15 protein-coding genes are annotated in these 20,272 nt (G+C 69.6%); 9 read left to right on the top strand and 6 right to left on the bottom strand.

What is annotated here, in order from left to right:
• A complete protein-coding gene (locus GGR16_RS14015) occupies positions 1-930 on the bottom strand; it encodes a dihydrodipicolinate synthase family protein (protein WP_183316997.1) in 930 nt (309 codons plus the stop codon).
• A 79-nt stretch (positions 931-1,009) separates the two neighbouring features.
• Between GGR16_RS14015 and GGR16_RS14020 the strand changes: the two genes are divergently transcribed.
• Positions 1,010-1,693 carry a GntR family transcriptional regulator gene (locus tag GGR16_RS14020; RefSeq protein ID WP_183316998.1) on the top strand — a complete coding sequence of 228 codons (684 nt, stop codon included), beginning with the start codon at positions 1,010-1,012 and terminating at the stop codon, positions 1,691-1,693.
• Between the two features lie 357 nt (positions 1,694-2,050).
• Here GGR16_RS14020 and GGR16_RS14025 read toward each other — a convergent pair whose 3' ends face one another.
• Both GGR16_RS14025 and GGR16_RS14030 read right to left on the bottom strand, forming a co-directional pair.
• Positions 2,051-2,896, bottom strand: a complete 846-nt coding sequence (locus tag GGR16_RS14025) for an AAA family ATPase (protein ID WP_019401746.1) — start codon at positions 2,894-2,896, stop codon at positions 2,051-2,053.
• 1,057 nt (positions 2,897-3,953) lie between these two features.
• Positions 3,954-4,430: an Lrp/AsnC family transcriptional regulator gene (locus tag GGR16_RS14030; RefSeq protein WP_019403584.1), complete on the bottom strand. Its 477-nt coding sequence runs from the start codon at positions 4,428-4,430 to the stop codon at positions 3,954-3,956.
• A gap of 155 nt (positions 4,431-4,585) precedes the next feature.
• Here GGR16_RS14030 and GGR16_RS14035 point away from each other — a divergent pair, with 155 nt between their 5' ends.
• The 6 genes from GGR16_RS14035 (at position 4,586) to GGR16_RS14060 (ending at position 11,877) form a co-directional block, all read left to right on the top strand.
• On the top strand, positions 4,586-5,869 hold the full coding sequence (locus tag GGR16_RS14035; RefSeq protein WP_019403583.1) for a cystathionine gamma-synthase family protein: 1,284 nt from the start codon (positions 4,586-4,588) through the stop codon (positions 5,867-5,869).
• Positions 5,870-6,398: 529 nt separating this feature from the next.
• Positions 6,399-8,156, top strand: a complete 1,758-nt coding sequence (locus GGR16_RS14040; protein ID WP_246373081.1) for a cation:proton antiporter domain-containing protein — start codon at positions 6,399-6,401, stop codon at positions 8,154-8,156.
• A gap of 175 nt (positions 8,157-8,331) precedes the next feature.
• Positions 8,332-8,718 carry a hypothetical protein gene (locus GGR16_RS14045; RefSeq protein WP_210289572.1) on the top strand — a complete coding sequence of 129 codons (387 nt, stop codon included), beginning with the start codon at positions 8,332-8,334 and terminating at the stop codon, positions 8,716-8,718.
• A gap of 244 nt (positions 8,719-8,962) precedes the next feature.
• Positions 8,963-9,517: a Spy/CpxP family protein refolding chaperone gene (locus GGR16_RS14050; protein ID WP_019403580.1), complete on the top strand. Its 555-nt coding sequence runs from the start codon at positions 8,963-8,965 to the stop codon at positions 9,515-9,517.
• A 224-nt stretch (positions 9,518-9,741) separates the two neighbouring features.
• Positions 9,742-10,917, top strand: coding sequence for a vWA domain-containing protein (locus tag GGR16_RS14055; protein ID WP_183317000.1), 1,176 nt, complete (start codon positions 9,742-9,744; stop codon positions 10,915-10,917).
• A 354-nt stretch (positions 10,918-11,271) separates the two neighbouring features.
• Complete coding sequence (locus GGR16_RS14060; RefSeq protein ID WP_183317001.1) at positions 11,272-11,877, top strand: hypothetical protein; 606 nt, start codon at positions 11,272-11,274, stop codon at positions 11,875-11,877.
• A 13-nt stretch (positions 11,878-11,890) separates the two neighbouring features.
• Here GGR16_RS14060 and GGR16_RS14065 read toward each other — a convergent pair whose 3' ends face one another.
• Entirely contained in the window at positions 11,891-12,334 is a 444-nt protein-coding gene (locus GGR16_RS14065) for a universal stress protein (RefSeq protein WP_019403577.1), read from the bottom strand.
• A gap of 219 nt (positions 12,335-12,553) precedes the next feature.
• Between GGR16_RS14065 and GGR16_RS14070 the strand changes: the two genes are divergently transcribed.
• On the top strand, positions 12,554-13,426 hold the full coding sequence (locus GGR16_RS14070; RefSeq protein ID WP_183317002.1) for an AraC family transcriptional regulator: 873 nt from the start codon (positions 12,554-12,556) through the stop codon (positions 13,424-13,426).
• 12 nt (positions 13,427-13,438) lie between these two features.
• Here GGR16_RS14070 and GGR16_RS14075 read toward each other — a convergent pair whose 3' ends face one another.
• Together GGR16_RS14075 and GGR16_RS14080 are read right to left on the bottom strand one after the other, a co-directional pair.
• Positions 13,439-13,759 carry a 2Fe-2S iron-sulfur cluster-binding protein gene (locus GGR16_RS14075; protein WP_019403575.1) on the bottom strand — a complete coding sequence of 107 codons (321 nt, stop codon included), beginning with the start codon at positions 13,757-13,759 and terminating at the stop codon, positions 13,439-13,441.
• A 90-nt stretch (positions 13,760-13,849) separates the two neighbouring features.
• Positions 13,850-14,224 carry an Hpt domain-containing protein gene (locus GGR16_RS14080; RefSeq protein WP_183317003.1) on the bottom strand — a complete coding sequence of 125 codons (375 nt, stop codon included), beginning with the start codon at positions 14,222-14,224 and terminating at the stop codon, positions 13,850-13,852.
• Between the two features lie 333 nt (positions 14,225-14,557).
• Between GGR16_RS14080 and GGR16_RS14085 the strand changes: the two genes are divergently transcribed.
• Positions 14,558-20,230: an apolipoprotein A-IV repeat region-like domain-containing protein gene (locus GGR16_RS14085; RefSeq protein ID WP_183317004.1), complete on the top strand. Its 5,673-nt coding sequence runs from the start codon at positions 14,558-14,560 to the stop codon at positions 20,228-20,230.
• Positions 20,231-20,272: the final 42 nt, after the last annotated feature.

Below are 20,272 nucleotides of genomic sequence, written 5' to 3' on the forward strand. Positions count from 1 at the left end.
TCAGGCCGCGCTCTTCAGCCCGACGTCCGGCAGCGCCGGGCGCGTGGCGAGCGCCTTTTGCATGACGTCCTCGACCGCCCGGCGCTCCTCGCCCGTGAGCGGCAGCCGCGGCGGGCGCGTCAGGGCCGAGCCACGGCCCATGATCTCCTCGCACAGCTTGATGCACTGGACGAGGTCGGGCCGCGCATCGAGATGGAGCAGCGGCATGAACCAGTCGTACAGCGGCCGCAGCTCCTCGAAACGCCCGGCGCGCGCCAGGCGGAACAGGGTCTCGCCCTCGCGCGGGAAGGCGTTCGACATGCCCGACACCCAGCCGGCGGCTCCCAGCATCACGCTCTCCACCACCACGTCGTCGAGCCCGGCGAAGAGCACGAAGCGCTCGCCCACCATGTTGCGCATGTCGGTGAAGCGGCGCGTGTCGCCGGAGGAATCCTTGATGCAGACGATGGTGTCGCAATCGGCGAGCGAAGCGAGGATGTCGGGCGTGACGTCGTTCTTGTAGATCGGCGGATTGTTGTAGACCATCACCGGCAGGTCGGTGGCCCCGGCGACGCCGCGGAAATGCGCCGCCGTTTCGTGGGGCTTGGCCGAATAGACGAGCGCCGGCATCACCATGATGCCGTCGAGCCCGACGCGCGCCGCCTCCCGCGCCGTCTCGGCGGCGAAGGCGGTGGTGAACTCGGCGATGCCGGCGATGACCGGCACGCGCCCTTGGGCGACATCCTTCGCCGCCTCCATCACCGCCACCTTCTCGGGCCGCGACAGCGAGGTGTTCTCGCCCACCGTGCCGCACACGATGAGGCCGGACACCCCGTCGTCGATCAGCCCGGCCATCACCTTGCGCGTCGCCTCGATGTCGAGGCTGAAATCCGCGCGGAACTGCGTGGTGACTGCGGGGAAGACGCCTTCCCAGCCGATGCGCGCTGCCATGGCCGTTCTCCGGATGCGAGATTGCCATGAATTGTAGATTGTATAAAATCCATGCTGTCAAGCGCACACCGGGATCACGATGGACGGCACCGCCCTCACCTCTCCGCTCCGCAAGACGGTCCAGCACCGCACCATCTCGGCGGCCGTGGCCGCCGAGCTGCGCCGGCGCATCCTCGATGGGGAGATCCCGGCCGGCAGCCAGCTCAGGCAGGATGCGCTCGCCGCCGAGTTCGCCGTCAGCCGCATTCCCGTGCGCGAGGCGCTGATGCAGCTCGAAGCCGAGGGGCTGGTGAAGATCCATCCGCACCGCGGCGCCGTGGTGCCGGAACTGTCGCTGGCCGAGATCGAGGAGCTGTTCGAACTGCGCCTCCTCCTCGAGCCGCGCCTCCTCGCCGCCTCTGCCCCGCAGCTGTCGGACGACGACTACACCCGCCTCGACCGCATCCTGGAGGAATACAGCGACGAATTGCGCGCCCGGCACGTCAGCCGCTGGGGCGAGCTCAACCGCGCGTTCCACCTCTTGCTCTACAGCCGTGCCGAGAAGCCGCGCACCGCCGGCATCGTCGCCAACCTCCTGCAGGACTGCGACCGCCACACGCGCCTGCAGCTGTCCCTGACCGGCGGCATGGAGCGAGCCGAGGCCGAGCACGCCGAGCTCGTCCACCTCTGCCGCGCGGGGCGCATCGACGACGCCTGCGAACTGCTGCGCGCCCACATCGAGAACGTCGGCCGCGCGCTGCGGCGGTTTTTGGAGGAGCGCTGAATGCAATTCCCCTCCCCCCGCTTGCGGCGGGGAGGGGTTAGAGGTGGGGGCGGCTCCGCCTTCCGGACGCCCCGCTCAGATCGCTTGAGATCCCAGGGATTGCCAGCGAGCCCACAGCATTATGCATTCAAGTCGGCGCAAGTCACTTGCCTTGATCCCTCCCCTCAAGGGGAGGGTGGATCGCGCCAAAGGCGCGAGACGGGTGGGGTCAAGTCCGGGCACGGCGCGCGTAAATGCCACCCGCAGGCCCCTCCGTCGCCGCTTCGCGGCGCCACCTCCCCCATGCGGGGGAGGATCGACGTGCACACCAATTTCAAGTCATCATACTAATCTGCTGGCGCGGGCATCTCGGTGCGCCTACCGCCCCTCGCGCCGGCTCATGAAGGCCAGCTTCTCGAAAAGCCCGACGTCCTGCTCGTTCTTGAGGAGCGCGCCGTGGAGCGGCGGGATGAGCTTGCGCGTGTCGCGCTCGCGCAGGGTGTCGGCGTCGATGTCCTCGGCCATGAGGAGCTTGAGCCAGTCGATCAGCTCCGAGGTCGAGGGCTTCTTCTTGAGGCCCGGGACGTCGCGGATGTCGAAGAAGAGGCGCAGGGCCTCCGCGACGAGGCGCTTCTTGATGCCGGGATAGTGCACCTCGACGATCCGGGCCATGGTCTCGTGGTCGGGAAAGCGGATGTAGTGGAAGAAGCAGCGGCGCAGGAAGGCGTCCGGCAGCTCCTTCTCGTTGTTGGAGGTGATGACGACGATGGGCCGCTGGCGTGCCCGCACGGTCGCGCCCGTCTCGTAGACGTGGAACTCCATGCGGTCGATCTCGAGCAGGAGGTCGTTGGGGAACTCGATATCGGCCTTGTCGATCTCGTCGATGAGCAGCACCGGGCGCCGCTCGGACACGAAGGCCTCCCACAGCTTGCCGCGCTTGATGTAGTTGGCGATGTCGGAGACGCGCGGGTCGCCCAGCTGGCTGTCGCGCAGGCGCGAGACGGCGTCGTATTCGTAGAGCCCCTGCTGCGCCTTGGTGGTGGACTTGACGTGCCAGGTGATGAGCGGCGCGCCGACGGCCCGCGCGATCTCCTCGGCGAGCACGGTCTTGCCGGTGCCGGGCTCGCCCTTCACGAGGAGCGGACGCTCCAGCACGATGGCCGCATTGACCGCGACCTTGAGATCCTCCGTGGCCACATAGGTATCGGTGCCGTCAAACCGCATGTCGTCTCCTGAAACCGGGGGGCGCAGCCTCGCCGGCGACAGTAGGGAGCGGACGGGGACGGGGCAAGCGGGGCACGCCTCTCGACGAAAGCCCGCCCCGCCGTCATGCCCGCGACTGTCGCGGGCGTGACGGCAGAAAACGGCGCACACCCGTCATGGCCGGGCTCGTCCCGGCCGACCCCGCCCTTCGCCCCCGCGCCAACGTCGCGACGTGGATGCCCGCGACGAGCGCGGGCATGACGGCGGAGAAACGGCGTGCAACCGTCATGGCCGGGCTCGTCCCGGCCATCCACGCCCTTGGACCTCGCACCAGCGTCGCGGCGTGGATGCCCGCGACGGGTGCGGGCATGACGACTGAGACAGTTACGCAAATGGAACAGGAGGAGTGGCACAACCTCCCCCGTTCGTCATGGCCGGGCTCGTCCCGGCCATCCACGCCCTCCGACCCCGCGCCAGCGTCGCGGCGTGGATGCCCGCGACAGGCGCGGGCATGACGGCGAAGACAGGTACGCAAATGGAACAGGAGGAGTGGCATGACCTCCCCCACCCGTCATGGCCGGGCTCGTCCCGGCCATCCACGCCCTTCGACCTCGCACCAGCGTCGCGGCGTGGATGCCCGCGACGGGCGCGGGCATGACGGCGGAGACAGTTATGCGAATGGAACAGGAGAAGTGGCACAACCTCCCCGTTCGTCATGGCCGGGCTCGTCCCGGCCATCCACGTCCTTCGACCTCGCACGAGCGTCGCGGCGTGGATGCCCGCGACGGGCGCGGGCATGACGGCGGAGACAGTTATGCGAATGGAACGGGAAGAGTGGCACGACCTCCCCCGTTCGTCATGGCCGGGCTCGTCCCGGCCATCCACGCCCTCCGACCCCGCGCCCACGTCGTGGCGGGAATGCCCGCGACGGGCGCGGGCATGACGGCGAAGAAACGGCGTGCAGGCGTCAGGCCGGGCCGCTCGCAGCAACGGTCTTCCACGTTCGATCAATGGCTTGAGGCCAGGTGGAGGGCGTCGATCGGGCAGCCGTCGGGACAAGCCGGGCCATGACGGGTCCCTACCCCGCCACCTCCGGAAAGACGGCCCCCTCCTTCACGACGCCCATCACGAAGTTCGATTCGATGGCGGCGATGCACCTGAGGCGCGTCAGCCGCGTCTTGACGAAGCGCTCGTAGTCCTCGATGCCCTCGCCGACCACGTGTAGGAGATAGTCCTGCGTGCCGGTCATCAGATAGCAGGCGCTCACCTCGTCCCAGCCGGCGACCGCCTGCTCGAAGGCGGCGATCTCCTCCTCGTTCTGGCGTGTCAGCCGCACCGAGACGAAGACGGTGACGGGCAGGCCGTAGGCCTTCTGGTCGACCTTGGCCGCATAGCCGCGGATGACGCCCGCCTCCTCCAGCCGGCGCAGGCGCCTGAGGCACGGCGATGGCGACAGGCCGATGCGCTCCGACAGCTCCTGGTTGGTCATGCGCCCGTTGCCCTGCAGCAGGCGCAACATGCGGCGGTCGGTCGAGTCGAGCGATATCTGCCCCATTCCCCCTCCATTCTGGCAGTTCCTGCCCTTGCGAGCACATTTGCGCGATCCGATTGGCCGAGCAATGCCAAAGGGCGCACACTAGCGTTGAGACAGCTCCGCATGGCCTCGCGGCCGGCGGGACGGGCAAACCGCCAATCGAGGGAACGCTTGTCATGGCATCGTCTGACTACCACAAGGACAAGATCGGCAATCACAAGCTCCATCCCGAGACGCTGATGCTGGGCTACGGCTACGACCCCGCCCTCTCGGAAGGAGCGGTGAAGCAGCCGGTCTTCCTGACCTCCACCTTCGTCTTTCGCTCGGCGGAGGAAGGGCGCGACTTCTTCGATTTCACCGCGGGCCGGCGCGAGCCGGAGCCGGGCACCGAGCCAGGCCTCGTCTATTCGCGCTTCAACCACCCCAACAGCGAGATCGTCGAGGATCGCCTCGCCATCTTCGAGGGCGCCGAGATGGGCGCCATCTTCTCGAGCGGCATGTCGGCCATCGCCACGACGCTGCTCGCCTTCGCCCGGCCGGGTGACGTCATCCTGCATTCGCAGCCGCTCTACGGCGGCACCGAAACGCTGATCGCCAGGACGATGAAGCCCTTCGGCATCGATGCGGTCGGCTTCATCGACGGCGTCGACGAGGCGGCCGTGCGCGCCGCGGCCGAGGCGGCGATGGCGAAGGGCCGCGTCAGCGTCGTCTTCGTCGAGACGCCGTCGAACCCCCTCAACAGCCTCGTCGACCTCGCGCTCGTGCGCCGTGTCGCCGACGAGATCGGCGACAGGCAGGGCCACCGCCCGATCGTCGCCTGCGACAACACGCTGCTCGGACCGCTGTTCCAGAAGCCGCTCGCCCACGGCATGGACCTGTCGGTCTATTCGCTGACGAAGTACGTCGGCGGCCACTCCGACCTCGTGGCAGGGGCGGTGCTCGGCCGGCGCGAGCTGGTGAAGCCGATCAAGCTGCTGCGCGGCGCCATCGGCACCCAGCTCGACCCGCATTCGGCCTGGATGATCGCCCGCTCGCTGGAGACGCTCAGCCTGCGCATGAGCGCCGCCTGCCGTAACGCCGAGGCGGTCACCGCCTTCCTCGCCGGCCACGAGAAGGTGGCGCGCGTCTATTACCCGACGCTGCTGCCCGCCGAGAGCCCGGCCCGGCGCACCTTCGCGCGCCAGTGCGACGCGGCGGGCACCACCTTCTCCTTCGACATCCGCGGTGGCGAGGCGGCGGCCTTCCGCTTCCTCAACGCGCTGCGCATCTTCAAGCTGGCGGTGAGCCTCGGCGGCACGGAATCGCTCGTCTGCCATCCGGCGACGACCGTCCATTCCGGCGTGCCGAAGGAAACGCGCGAGCGCATCGGCATCAGCGACGCCACCATCCGCATGTCCATCGGCATCGAGCACTCGGACGACCTCATCGCCGACCTGACGCAGGCGCTGTCGGTGGCTTAGCCAGGCGTCGGCAGTCGGCGGTCGGCAGTCGGCAGTCGGCAGTCGGGGAAAAGGCAGCCGTCCCATACGGGGAGCAACCTCGTTTCCCGGGCGCATGCAGCGAAGCGGAATGCGACCCGGGCACCAGCACAAGACTCGCCGAAGGCCCCGAACCACCTGAGAGGCATGGACCCCGGATCTGCACCGCATCACTGCGTGCTGCGGCGCGTCCGGGGAACGCGCCTGCGCCGGAGGGATCGCCCCCTCCCCGCGTACGACATCGTCTCCCGGGCGCATGCAGCGTGAGCGGAATGCGACCCGGGAACCAGCGCTGGCGACTCGCCGCAGGCGCCGCACGGCCTGCACCGTCTGGCCCTGGCCCTGCACCGCACCGTTTCATGCTGCGGCCCCTCCCGGTGACGAGCCTGCGCCGCGACAGCCGGTCACTCGCCGCGGAGCGCCCATATCCGCGATTGCCTCGGCGGCTGCCGCTCGCCCATGATGCCGCGAGCGGATGCGGATTCTGCGCCGCGGCGCGCACGGACGGGCGATGACAGCGACAGTACCAGTCGAGACCTACAAGGACGCCCTCCTCGTTCTCGCCGCGGCCGGCGCGGCCGTGCCCATGATCAAGCTCCTCCGCATCAGCCCGGTTCTCGGCTTCCTCGGCGTGGGAGCCGTGCTCGGGCCGCACGGGCTCGGCGACCTCGTCGGCGAGGTACCGGTGCTGCGCTACCTCACCATCTCCGACCAGGAGCTGATGGCGCGCATCGCGGAATTCGGCGTCGTGTTCCTGCTCTTCGTGATCGGCATCGAATTGTCCTGGGCCCGCCTGTGGACGTTGCGGCGCCTCGTCTTCGGGCTCGGCTTCGCCCAGGTCGTGGCCTGCGCCACCGCGCTCGGCCTCGGCGTCGCGCTCGCGGGCGGCGCGGCGGCGGAGGCGCTCGTCATCGGCAGCGCCCTAGCCCTGTCCTCCACCGCGATCGTGCTTGAATCGCTCGCCGAGCGCCGACGCCTCGGCACCTCCGCCGGACGTACGAGCTTCGCCGTCCTCCTGTTCCAGGACCTTGCGGTGGTGCCGCTCCTCTTCCTCGTCGGCGTGCTCGGCGCGCGCGAGGAAGGCTCCGTGGCGACGGGCTTCGTCATCGCCATCGGCCAGGCGGTCTTCGCCATCGCGGTCATCGTGCTGATCGGCCGGCGGGCACTGCGCCCCTTCTTCCGCCTCGTCGCGGCCGCCGACAGCCCCGAATTGTTCATGGCGGCGGCCCTCCTCGTCGTCGTCGGCACCGCGCTCGCGACCGGCGCGGCCGGCCTATCCATGCCGCTCGGCGCCTTCATCGCCGGGCTGCTTCTGGCCGAGACGGAATATCGCCGGGAGATCGAGGTGATGATCGCGCCCTTCAAGGGGCTGCTCCTCGGCGTCTTCTTCATCAGTGTCGGCATGATGGTGGACATCGGCGGCATCGCGCGCCAGCCCGGCATCATCCTCGGCGCAGCCGCCGCGGCGGTCCTCGTGAAGACGCTCATCGTCTACGGCCTCGTGCGTCTCTTCTCCGGCGGCCACGCGGCGGCGGCCGAGAGCGCCCTGCTGCTCGGCCCCGGCGGCGAGTTCGCGTTCGTCCTGCTCACCCATGCCGCCGCCCTCGCCGTCATCCCCCGCCCGGTGAGCGACATCGCCATCGCGGCCACGGCCGTGACGATGGTGTTCATTCCCCTGCTCGCGCGCCTCGGCGCCATCGCCGCCGGGCGTTTCGACCGTCCCGGAGCCCTGCCTCCGGAGGCGCAGGTGCAGCCGGAGCCGGGCGAGCACGGGCACGCCATCATCATCGGCTGCGGCCGCGTCGGCCGCCTCGTCTCCGACATGCTGGCGGCCCAGGCGATCGACCATCTCGTGGTCGACCGGGACGTCGCGACCGTCACCGCGGAGCGCCGCCAGGGCCGCAACGTCTTCTACGGCGACGCGACCCGGCGCGAATACCTGCGCCTGTGCGGCATCGCCGATGCCGCCGGCCTGATCATCACCGTCGATGCCTCGACGGCCGTCGACGAGATCGTCCTTCAGGCGAAGGCCCTGAAGCCCGGCATCAAGATCATCGCGCGCGCCCGCGACGCACGCCACGCGCGGCATCTCTACGGCCTCGGCGTGACGCATGCGGTCCCCGAGACCATCGAGGCGAGCCTCCAGCTCTCGGAAGCCTCCCTCGTCCATCTCGGCGTGCCCATGGGACTGGCCATCGCCGCGGTGCACGACCGGCGCGACCTCTTCCGCAACGAACTGCGCGCCATGCGCGAAAGCGGGGGGCAGTGACCACCGCGACAGCGCCAAGCCGGAAAAGTGCTTCGCGCCGGTTGACTTATTCCACCGACGTACCGACAGTAATCCCCGTTGAATTTTAAAGCTGTTTGGAATTATTGGCCTGTCGGCCAGCGTGCTCCCCACACGAAAACGGGGAAGATCGACCGTTCATATAGGGGGGAGTGGCATGAGAAGGACAGCCATTATCGTCTCTGCCGTTGCGGCTTCACTTGCCGTTGCAGGGTGCGTCTCGTCGATCCAGAACAAGGAAGACATGCTGTCGGCGGCCGGCTTCAAGATCAAGCCGGCGGATACGCCCGACAAGCTCGCCTCGCTCAAGGCGCTGCCGGCGCACAAGTTCGTCCAGCAGGCGCAGAACGGCAATGTCCTCTATCTCTACGCCGACCCCAGCATCTGCCGCTGCCTGTACTATGGCGACCAGACGGCCTACGGCAACTACCGGCAGATGGTCTTCCAGCAGAACCTCGCCGACGAGCAGCAGATGACGGCGATGATGAACCAGCAGGCCGCGATGAACTGGGACTGGGGCGTCTGGGGCCCCGGATGGTACTGACATAACATGGAGACTGCCGGCGCGGCACAAGCATCGGATACCGGAAGCCAGACAAAACCCCGCGCCGGCCCATGCATCGATTATTATATAAACGGGTGGATTGACGTTGAACTACGCAATACACGGAAACATGAACAGGTATTCATTTTTGTAAATATTCTGATAACATGAACATTGCGGAAGTTTAATTTGAAATCGGGCATCGGGGAGCCCATCCTTGGTCCACATCGAATGGAGGACCACGATGAAGAAAGCGATCGTTGCAGCGGCCCTTGCGGCGGGCGTTGCCGTCACTCCCCTCATGGCCATGGCCCAGAATGGCGCGCAGCCCGGCGCCGGCCCGCGTGCCGAGCAGGCGGAGAAGCGCGGCCCCCGCTTCAGCGAAGCCGACCGGGCGGCGTTCCTCGACGCGCGCATCGCCGGCCTCAAGGCTGGCCTCAAGCTCACCGCCGACCAGGAGAAGAACTGGCCTGCCCTCGAGACCGCCCTGCGCGACATGGCCAAGGCCCGTGCCGACGCCATGCAGGAGCGGCGCGAGAGCCGGACCGAGCGCACGGAACGCCGGGGCGCCATCGAGCGTCTCGAGATGCGCGCCGACTTCATGGAGAAGCGCGCTACCGAGATGAAGAAGTTGGCCGAAGCCGCCAAGCCGCTCTACGAAAGCCTCGACGAGGCGCAGAAGGGCCGCTTCGACGTGCTGATGCGCGCTGGCATGCAGCGCGGTCACGGCCATCGCATGCGTCACGCCGGTTTCCACCACCGTGGCGCTCCGCCGGCCCCGCCGGCTCAGCAGCAGTAAGCGCCCGGCCCTCGGTCGGTCGTTTCGAGACCCGTCAACCCAGCACCTTGGCCGCCGGCATGCCCGGCGGCCCTTTTTTTGATGCCGTCGCGCGGCGCTGCGAGGGCTGCATTAGCGCTTTGCGATGCGGTTGAATCGGAAAGAGCGTCTATCTTTCAGAGAATAGAGCATTTTCTTCGCCGGACCGGCATCCACTTCGGTGGAAAATGCTCTAGATTGCCGGCATGTTCCTCGACTTCTTCACCGCTTTGCGCGCCGCGACGATCCCCGTCACCTTGCGGGAATATCTCACCCTGCTCGGCGCGCTGGAGGCGGACCTCGCCGACAAGAAGGTGGAGGACTTCTACTATCTCGCCCGCACCTGCCTCGTGAAGGACGAGCGCAACCTTGACAAGTTCGACCGCGTCTTCGCCACTGTCTTCAACGGGCTGGAGACCCTCGGTCCGGTTGTCGAAAAGGCCGCCATTCCCGAGGAATGGCTGCGCAGGCTCGCCGAGCGCTATCTGACCGAGGAGGAGAAGCGGCAAGTCGAGGCCATGGGCTGGGACAAGCTGTTCGAGACGCTCCGCCAGCGCCTCGCCGAGCAGAAGGAGCGGCATCAGGGCGGCAGCAAGTGGATCGGCACCGCCGGCACCTCGCCCTACGGCGCCTACGGCTACAATCCCGAAGGCATCCGCATCGGCCAGGACGGCAACCGCAACTTCCGCGCCGTCAAGGTGTGGGACAAGCGCGAGTTCAGGGACCTCGACGACACGGTCGAGCTCGGCACGCGCAACATCAAGGTGGCGCTCCGGCGCCTGCGCCGCTTCGCCCGCACGGGCGCCGCCGAGGTGCTCGACCTCGACGACACCATCCGCGCCACGGCCCACAAGGGCTATCTCGACGTGAGGCTGGTGCCGGAGCGGCACAATGCGGTGAAGGTGCTGCTCTTCCTCGACGTCGGCGGCTCCATGGACTGGCACGTCGAGAAGGCGGAGGAGCTCTTTTCCGCCGCGCGCTCCGAGTTCAAGCACTTCGACCACTTCTATTTCCACAATTGCCCCTACGAGCAGCTGTGGAAGGAGAACCGCCGCCGCTTCGAGGAGACGATCCCCACCCTCGACGTCATCCGCACCTTCCCGTCGGACTATCGCGCCGTCTTCGTCGGCGATGCCTCGATGAGCCCCTACGAGATCGCCATGCCCGGCGGCTCCGTGGAGCACTGGAACGAGGAGGCGGGCGAGGTCTGGCTGCAGCGGCTGTTCACGCAATTCCCGAAGAGCGTGTGGCTCAACCCGGTGCCCGAGGAGCGCTGGGGCTACACCCGCTCCATCGCCATGGTGCGCCAGCTGATCGGCGACCGCATGTTCCCGCTGACGCTCGACGGCCTCGACCGGGCGATGCGCGCGCTGATGCGGTGAGGCGGCGGCGCCAGTCGGCAGTCGGCAGTCGGCAGTCGGCAGTCGGCAGTCGGCAGTCGGCAGTCGGCAGTCGGCAGTCGGGGGAATTGCAGACCGCCGCACCCCGGCGCAAGCTCGTATCCTGGACGCATGCAGCGAAGCGGAATGCGGGCCGGGATCCAGCGCAAGAACCTGCCGAAGGCGCCATATACCCCGCGGCGAATGGGCCCCGGATCTGCACCGCATCACTCACGTGCTGCGGTGCGTCCGGGGCACGAGCGCGCCTTTACGCGCACCGCTCGCCTCCACCTCCTCGCCCGGCCCTCTCGCCTCCGCCCCCTTGCCTCCGCGCCCGCCTTCGCCGACAAGACGGCCATGCAGGATCAGGACGACATCGCAGAGGACGCCGGGAACCCGCCCGGCCACGTCTATCGCCAGAAGCCCCGGCCCGTCGGCTTCGAGGTCACCTACCGGCTCGAGGGCGACCGGCTGGTGGCCGATGCCGGGCGACGCGTCGACACCGTCGCGCTGTCAGCGATCAGGGAGATTCGCCTGACGTTCGAATCGAAGACGGCGGTGCGCGAGGTCTACCGCACGACCCTGCGCATGGCGGACGGCCGCAGCCTGTCGCTCACCAATGTCAACTGGGGCCTCTCCGGCGCGCAGACGCAGAACGGCGATTATTCCGCCTTCGTGCGGGCTCTCGTCGCCGCGGTGGCGGCGGCCAATCCGGGCGTCGCCATCCGCTGCGGCCGCTCCCACGCCGCCTGGCTGCTGCTGGCGGCCATCGGCCTCGTCACGATCTTCGGCTTGGCCGGCTTCGCATACCAGGCCGTCAGCCAGGGCGCAGGCACGACGGCTCTCATCGGCCTTGCCGTGCTCGCCCTCGCCTATTGGCAGCTCGCCCCGCTCGTCTTGCGCAACCGTCCGCGGCCGGCGACCGCGGACGATCTGCCGGCCGACCTCCTGCCGCGAAGCTGAAGCCCCTGCCGCTTTAGCCCTCGCCGGTGTGATTCTCGCGCACCACGAGCACCGAGCACGGCGCATGCCGGACGATGGTGGAGGCGTTGGAGCCGAGGAGATAGGTCGCCATGGCGGGGCGGTGGGAGCCGACGACGATGAGGTCGGCGTTCATCTTCGCCGCCTCCTCGAGCACCTCGTTGTAGACGGCGCCCATATGGACCGCCGTGGAGACGCGCTCCCTCGGCAGCGGCACGGATTCGGCGACTTCCTTGAGCTTGGCCTCGCTGTCGGTCTGCTGCTCGGCGTCGAAATCCGGCGGCACGAACTCCATGAAGGTCACGGGAAGGATCGAGCGCACATAGATGAGGCGCACCTGACCGCCGGAGGCATTGGCGAAGGCCACCGCCTTGTCGATGGCCGCGCGCGAGACCTCGACCTCGGCGAGATCGACCGGCACCAGGATGGACTTGAACATCGAAACCCCCTTGTCATCGAGACGATGAAACCTAGTCACCCAGCCTCGCCGCGGCGTTGATCGAGGTCAACCGCCCCCGGCGCGGGCGAGCGCGGCTTCAGCGGCATGGAGCGCACGCCGTCCGGCACGGAAAATGCGCAACGCCGATCAAGCCGCTATCGGTACTCTCCACCGGCGCCGGAAGGACCGGCGCGACGCGCGAGGGAGCGGAACGGAGACATGATCGGCCTGAAGTCGCAGACACGCCTCGACTACGCCGAGCGGATCGCCCGGGTCGCCACGCATATCGCCGGCCACCTCGACGGCGACCTGTCGCTCGAGCGTCTCGCCGGCATCGCCTGTCTCTCGCCCTACCACTTTCACCGCATCTACCGGGCGATGACGGGCGAGACGGCGGCGGAGACGGCGCGGCGCCTCAGGCTGCACCGCGCCGCCCATGGCCTCGTCGCCTCGCAATCGCCCATCGCGCGCATCGCCGCCCGGGCGGGCTACGGCAGCGTCGCCGCCTTCACGCGCGCCTTCGCGGCCTCCTACGGCCATGCCCCCGCAGCCTACCGGCGCCGCGGCCGCCTGCTGCCCGGCGCCGGGCGTCCCCACGAAGAGGATGGACCCATGACCAGTCCCTGGACCGTCACCCTGCAGCCCATGTCGGCGCTGCGCCTCGCCGCCATCCGCCATGTGGGACCCTACATGGAGATCGGCCGTGCCTTCGACCGGCTGATGCCCTGGGCAGCGGCGCGCGGCCTCCTCGGCCCGGGCGCCGTCACCGTCGGCGTCTATTACGACGACCCGGGCAGCGTCGCAGCCAAGGACCTGCGCTCCGACGCCGGCATCACCGTCGGCCCCGAGGTCGAGGACGACGCCACCGTCCACATCGTCCCCATCGCTGCCGGCACGCACGCCGTGCTGCGCCACCGAGGGCCCTATGCCGAGCTGGAGCGCGCCTACGACTGGCTCTACCGCGCCTGGCTGCCCGCGAGCGGGCACGAACCGGCGGACCGCCCGCCCTACGAGATCTATCGCAACGACCCGCGCGAGGTGCCGGCGCAGGATCTCGTCACGGACATCTGCCTGCCGCTCGCCGAGGGGTGAGCGAAAGCCGGCTCAGCCCTGCCGCTCGGGCGTGCGCACCACGAGGCCGTCGAGCTCCGGCCGCACGCGGATCTGGCAGGACAGGCGCGAGCTGGGCCTGACGTCGAAGGCGAAGTCGAGCATGTCCTCCTCCATCGGCTCGGGCTCGCCCACCGCCTCGCGCCAGGCCTCGTCCACATAGACGTGGCAGGTGGCGCAGGCGCAGGCCCCGCCGCACTCGGCCTCGATGCCCGGCACGCCGTTGCGGATGGCCGTCTCCATCACGGTGGCGCCGACCTCGGCCTCCACCGTGCGGGCGGTATCGTCGGCATCGATGAAAGTGATCTTGGGCATGCCCTGCTCCGTGGCGATTCCCGCCCTCTTTAGAACATTTGCAGGCGATGTGAACACCGGCGGTGCGTCGCAGCCGCCACCCGCCCCGGATCAGCCGCGTGTCAGGAGTTCGGCGAGGGCCGCATCGCAATCGGCAGCAGCCGCCTCGAGGGGCGGGAGCAGATGCTCGAGCCCGGCCTGCTCACCGCCTTCGGTGGCGCGCCGCAGCTCGGCCTCGATCCGTCTTGCAGCCTCGGCGAGGGGGCGGGCGCCGATGGCGAGCGAAGCCCCCTTGAGCGTGTGGGCGGCTTCGTAGCGCAGCGCGGCCGCGCCATTGCCGGCGATGACGGCCATCTGGCCCTTGAGCTGCTCGCGGAAGAGCTGGGCCACCTCGCGCATCAGGGCCGCGTCACCGGCGGCCTGGCGCAGCAGGAATTCCTCGTCCAAAGGCGAAGCGGCATCATCCGTCTCGCGGGCAGCCATCATGATCCTCGTCCCGGCGGCGAGCCGGCAGGGCCGGCGATCGGGCTTGTCCACATGGAAGAGAGCCGCTTCATGCGCCGTCCGTCAACCATGCCACTCTCCCGCCATAAGTCTTTGACGTTTCAAATGGTAAACAAGGCGTTAACGAAACATTCAAGTGGCCGTCCGGTCGGGTTTCTTTCACCGGAACCGAACGATAGACTGTTTTGGTAAATGGCGGTCCTTGCGGCCGGGCGGTCTTGCGCAAGCGAGGAGGCCCCGTCCGGACGCAGGCCGCCGTTGCCGGAACAGGCAGCGGCGGCGGACCCGTGGTGTGGCGTGAGTGAGGCGGCGATCATGGCCAAGGACAATCAGGCAAAAGACCCGACGGAAGCAGCCCTGTCGGCTATCGAGCAGGCGTTGAACCTGACGGCGCTCGACAGTCGGGCGGCGACGGCGCGCAAGCTGCCCGATCCGGCGGAGGAGCCGCGCCTGCCCGAGATCGACGAACAGGCCTTTTTCGCCTCCGTTACGGGTGCCCCGGCCGAGAAGCCGGCCGAAGGCACCCCCGAGATGCCCAAGGCGAGCCAGCTCTCGCCTGCCAAGCCGTCCCTCAAGATGCCGGCACCGAAGCCCGGCACCCGGGACACCGCGCCTGCCACGGACGATGGGAAGCCGATGAGCGCCCGCCCCGCCGAAAAAGCCGCCCCTGATTCAGCCGCCCGCCCGGCCGGCCAGAAGCCGGCCGGTGTCGTCGCGCCCGATCCCTCCCGCGTCGCCAACGACGACAAGGAGACGGTGGGGGCCCTTCTGCAGGCCCTGCAGGCCCGGCCCTCCTCCCGCGCCTACTGGCTCGCCCTCCTCGCCTCGCTCGTGTGGCTCGGCCTCACCGGGGCCGGCATCTGGCAGCGCTACAACCTCGGCGCCGTCGGCATCGATGGCGCCATCGGGGCCATCGGCGCCGTCGAGGGCGCCCTGCTCGCCCTGACGGTCTTCGGCCCCGTCGTGCTGTTCTTCGTCCTCGCGACGCTGCACACCCGCGCGCAGGAGATGCGCCTCGTCGCCCGCGCCATGACGGGCGTTGCCGTGCGCCTCGCCCAGCCCGAGAACCTGGCCGCCGATTCCGTCGTGAACCTCTCCCAGGCCGTGCGCCGCGAGGTGGCCGCGATGGGCGACGGCCTCGAGCGGGCGCTCGCCCGTGCCGGCGAGCTCGAGACGCTGGTGCGCACCGAGATTTCCACGCTGGAGCGCGCCTACGGCGACAACGAGATCCGCATCCGCTCGCTGCTCGACGAGCTCGTCGCCCAGCGCGAGGCCATCATCAGCAATGGCGAGCGGGTGAAGACCGCCATCTCCGGCGCGCACGAGCATTTCGCCCAGGAGCTCGAGGGTGCGAGCCGCGTCATCGCCGAGGCCGTCGCCTCCGCCGGCACGCGCGTGACCGAGCAGCTCGGCTCGAAGGGCGAGCAGATCACGCTCGCCCTCGGCCGCGCCGGCGACCGGATGATCGACGAGATCACCTCGCGCGGCGGCGACCTCGTCGAGCGCCTCGGCTCCACCAGCGACGCCGTCGGCGCCCGCCTCGCCAGCGCCAGCGCCGACGTCACCTCGACGCTCGACGGCAAGGCACGCGAGATCACCGAAGCCATCGAGCGCACCGGCCAGGTGCTCACCACAGGCCTCAACGAAGGCGCCGCCGATCTCACCCGCACCCTCGCCGAGACCGGCACGAGCGTCGCCGAGCAGATCGCCCAGCGCGCCATGGAGGTCAACGACACCCTGCGCTCCACGGGCGAGACGCTCAGCGTCGCCATCGGCGCCCGCGGCGAGGAGGTGACGCAGCGCATCGAGATCACCGGCCGCGAGATCGCCGACACCATCGCCTCGCGCGGCGAGGGCCTCGCCGTGCGCCTCGCCGAGACGGGCGAGCGCATCCACGAGGTCATCAACGTCAACGGCCGTTCCCTCGAGCAGACGCTCGCCGAAACGGGCGACCGCCTCGCCGGCCTCATCGAGGAACGCACCAACACCGCCCGCACCGTCTTCTCGCAGAGCGCGACGGAGCTGGAGACGACCCTCACCAGCACCAGCGAGCGCATGGCCGCCCTCATCTCCGAGCGCGCCAACGCCGCCTGCAGCTTCTTCGAGGACGGCGCCCAGGCGCTGGAGATGACCCTCAACACGGCGGGCGAGCGGATCGCCGGCCTCGTCGAGGATCGCACCAGCGTCGCCCGCGAGCTGTTCGAGAACAGCACCCGCACGCTCGACGAGAGCCTGTCGACCACCGGCGAGCGCCTCGCGGCGCTGCTCGAGAGCCGCTCGGACGACGTGCGCCGCGCCTTCGAGACCGGCACGCAGGCCCTCGACCGCAGCCTCGCCAACACCGGCGAGCAGCTGTCCGGCCTGCTTGAGAGCCGCTCGGAAGCCATCCGCCTCGCCTTCGAGAACGGCACCCGCACCCTCGACGAAAGCCTGTCGAGCACGAGCGGGCACCTGTCGAGCCTGCTCGACAGCCGCTCCGAGAGCATCCGCCTTGCCTTCGAGAACGGCACGCGCGCGCTCGATGACAGCCTCTCCAGCACCGGCGAGCGCCTCGCCGACCTCCTCGAGACCCGCGCCGAGAACGTCCGCGCCGTCTTCGAGAACGGCACCCGCGGCATCGAGGAGAGCCTCGGGACGGTCGGCGACCGCCTCGCCTCGCTGGTCGAGGACCGCACCAACCTCGTGCGCACCGCCTTCGAGGACAGCGCCCGCTCGCTCGAGACCACGCTCTCGACCACCGGCACGCACATGGCCTCCCTGCTCGAGGAGCGCACCGCGAGCGCCCGCGTCACCTTCGAGGAGAGCGCGCGGACGCTCGCCGAGGAATTCGCCGGCCGCACCTCCGAGCTGCGCGACATGCTCGCCAGCCAGACGGACGAGACCCGCGCCCTCATGGCCGGCACCGGCAAGGACGTCGTGCTCGCCATTGCGACGCAGGCCTCGCGCGTCAACGAGGCCCTGGCGCGCAACGCCGAGGCCCTCGCCGAGACCATCGACACCCGCGGCCGCCTCGTCGACGAGAAGCTGGGCGAGCGCCTCGCCGCCTTCGAGAAGACGATGGAGACCGGCGGCGACAAGCTGGAGATGACGCTCTACGCCCGCCTGTCGGCCTTCGAGGAGACCATCGAGAACCGGGCCCTCAGCCTGGACAACACGCTCAACGCGCGCCTCTCGGCCTTCGAGAACGCCATCGAGAGCCGCGCGGTCAGCCTCGACAGCACGCTCGACACGCGCCTCTCCGCCTTCGAGAATGCCATCGAGAGCCGCACGTCGACCCTCGACGCGAGCCTGTCGGAGAAGCTCTCCAGCTTCGAGCGCACGGTGGATGCGCGCGCCGGCTCGCTCGACGAGACGCTGTCGGCCCGCCTCGGCTCCTTCCAGCAGCTCGTGGAGAGCGGCGCCCGCACGCTCGATGCCACCCTCGGCGCGCGCCTCGCGGCGCTCGAGGAGACCATCGAGCAGCGCGGCCACCGGCTCGACGCGGCGCTGTCCATGCGCCTCGCCGGCTTCGAGGATGTCATCGTCACCAAGGGCCAGGCGCTCGCCGAGCGCATCGCCAACGACACGTCGGGCTTCACGACGACCGTCACGGCCCGCCTCGCTGATGTCGAGAACCTGCTGACGACCCACGGCACCCAGCTTGCCGACGCGCTCGCCGAGCGCACCAAGGAGGCCGGCGACGTCATGGAAGCGCACATCGCGCGCTTCGAGGAACGTTCGGCCACCAAGAGCCAGGAGATCGCGAAGTCGCTCGACGGGCTCATCGTGCGCATCGACGACAATCTCGGCTCCCGCGCCAGTGCCCTCAACGACGCCCTCGTCGAGCGCACCAAGGAGATCGCCCGCGTCATGGCCGAGGGCGGCCGCGACGTCACCCAGGCGCTCGCCTCCAAGGTCGACGAGATCAGCGGCGTCATCTCGACGAAGAGCGCGCAGCTCACCGAGGTGCTCTCGGGCAAGGCGCAGGAGATCAACGAGACGCTGGGCGGCCGCGCCCTCGACATCGCGGCGACGCTCGACCAGCGCGTCGCCCGCTTCGAGGAGCGGGTCGTCGACCGGCTCGACACCGTCAGCGCCACGCTCGACGAGCGCGGCCAGGCGATCTCCGAGAACCTCGCCGCCCGCGCCGAGGCGATCAACGCCACCCTCGGCAACCGCGCCCAGGAGCTGGAGCGCCTCTTCGACGACAAGGGCCTCGGCCTCGTCGGCGCCATCGCCGACCGCGGCGAGAGCATCGCCCGCGAGGTCGCCTCGGTCGGCGAGGCGGTGGTGCGCACGCTGGAGACGCGCGGCCGCTCCATCGTCGATGCGGTGCAGGAGCGCTCGCAGGAGCTCACCGACCTGTTCGGCTCGTCGAGCGAATCGCTGCGCCGGGTCATCGAGGACGGCACCAGCCGCTCCATCGAGACGCTGATGTCCACCAACGACCGCCTGAAGGGCGAGCTGTCGGGCGTGCTCGACCGCCTGTCCGAGGCCAACCGCCTGCTGCAGCAGATGACGGCGAGCGCCAGCGCCAACCTCGCCCAGGTCGAGGACGGGCTGACGAGCCGCGTCGGCGAACTGCAGGAGGTGCTCGGCGCGGTGAAGGAGGAGACCGGCCGCGCGGCGGGCGATGTCGCCGCCCAGGTCGAGGCGCTGCGCGCCATCTCCGGCCAGACGCTGACCCAGGCCGCCGGTCTCGCCGAGAAGCTCGGCCAGCAGGGCCGGGCCGTCGCCGAGGTCACGAACGAGCACATCAAGGCCATCGCCGAGGCGACGCGCCTGCTCGAAGGCGTCGAATCCCGCGTGGGCGTCGCCCTCGACGAGCGCCGCCAGACGCTGGAGAACCTCGTCTCGGTTGTCGGCGAGCGGGCCGACGACATGGAATCGATCACCCGGTCCTTCAGCGCCCTCCTCTCGGAGACGCTGCAGGAGGCGGAGCGCAAGGCGCGCCAGATCGGCTCCGTGCTGGCCGAGAACGCCCAGTCGGCCACCCAGGCCATCGGCGAGCAGTTCGACCTCATCCGCACGACGACCGGCAAGGAGCGCGAGCGCACGGCGGCTGCCCTGCGCCAGGCCTACGAGCAGGTCATCGCCGAGATGAGCCAGGGGCTCAGCCAGGCCACCGAGCGCTTCCACTCCGTCGCCAACGACATGCGCGGCATGACGGCCCGCATCCACGAGGAGCTGGAGGCGACGCGCGGCGAGCTGAAGCGCGGCGTGATCGAGATGCCGCGCGAGACGCAGGAGACGACCGCCGCCATGCGCCGCGTCGTCGCCGACCAGATCAAGGCGCTCAACGAGCTGACCGAGATCGTCACCCGGTCGGGCCGCGCCGTCGACGTGGTGGAAGCGGCCCAGCCGCGTCGTCCGGCCCAGGCCGAGCGTTCGACTGCCGAGCGTCCGGTTGCCGAGCGCCCGGTCGCGCCGGCGCCGCGGCCCCAGCCGGCACCGCAGGCTGCCCAGCCGGCTGCGGCTCCCGCCCCGCAACCGGCGCCGCGTGCGCCCGCCCCTGCCCCGCAGCGCGAGGCCGCGCCGCAGCAGGCCGGCGGCCGCGGCTGGCTCTCGGATCTCCTCGTGCGCGCCTCGCGCGACGAGGGCGAGCCGGCGAAGCCCGCAGCCCCCGCCGCGCAGGCCGCGGCCGGCGCGCCCGCCAACCAGCGCCGCACCATCGAGCTGCTCGATTCCATCTCGGTCGATATCGCCCGGATGATCGATCACGATGCGGCGGTGGAGCTGTGGGACCGCTACAAGCGCGGCGAGCGCAACGTCTTCACCCGGCGGCTCTATACGCTGCAGGGCCAGCAGACCTTCGAGGAGATCCGCCGCAAGTACCGTCAGGACGCGGAGTTCCGTGAGACGGTGGACCGCTACATCGACGAGTTCGAGCGCCTGCTCGCCGAGGTCTCGCGCCAGGACCGCGACTCGATGATGGCCAAGACCTACCTCACGTCGGAGACCGGCAAGGTCTACACCATGCTGGCGCACGCCACCGGCCGCTTCGACTGATCGCGGCCCGGCTCGGAAGAAAAAAGGCGCGGCTCCCTCCGC

The sequence above is a fragment of the Chelatococcus caeni genome (assembly GCF_014196925.1).
GTDB lineage: Bacteria > Pseudomonadota > Alphaproteobacteria > Rhizobiales > Beijerinckiaceae > Chelatococcus_A > Chelatococcus_A caeni.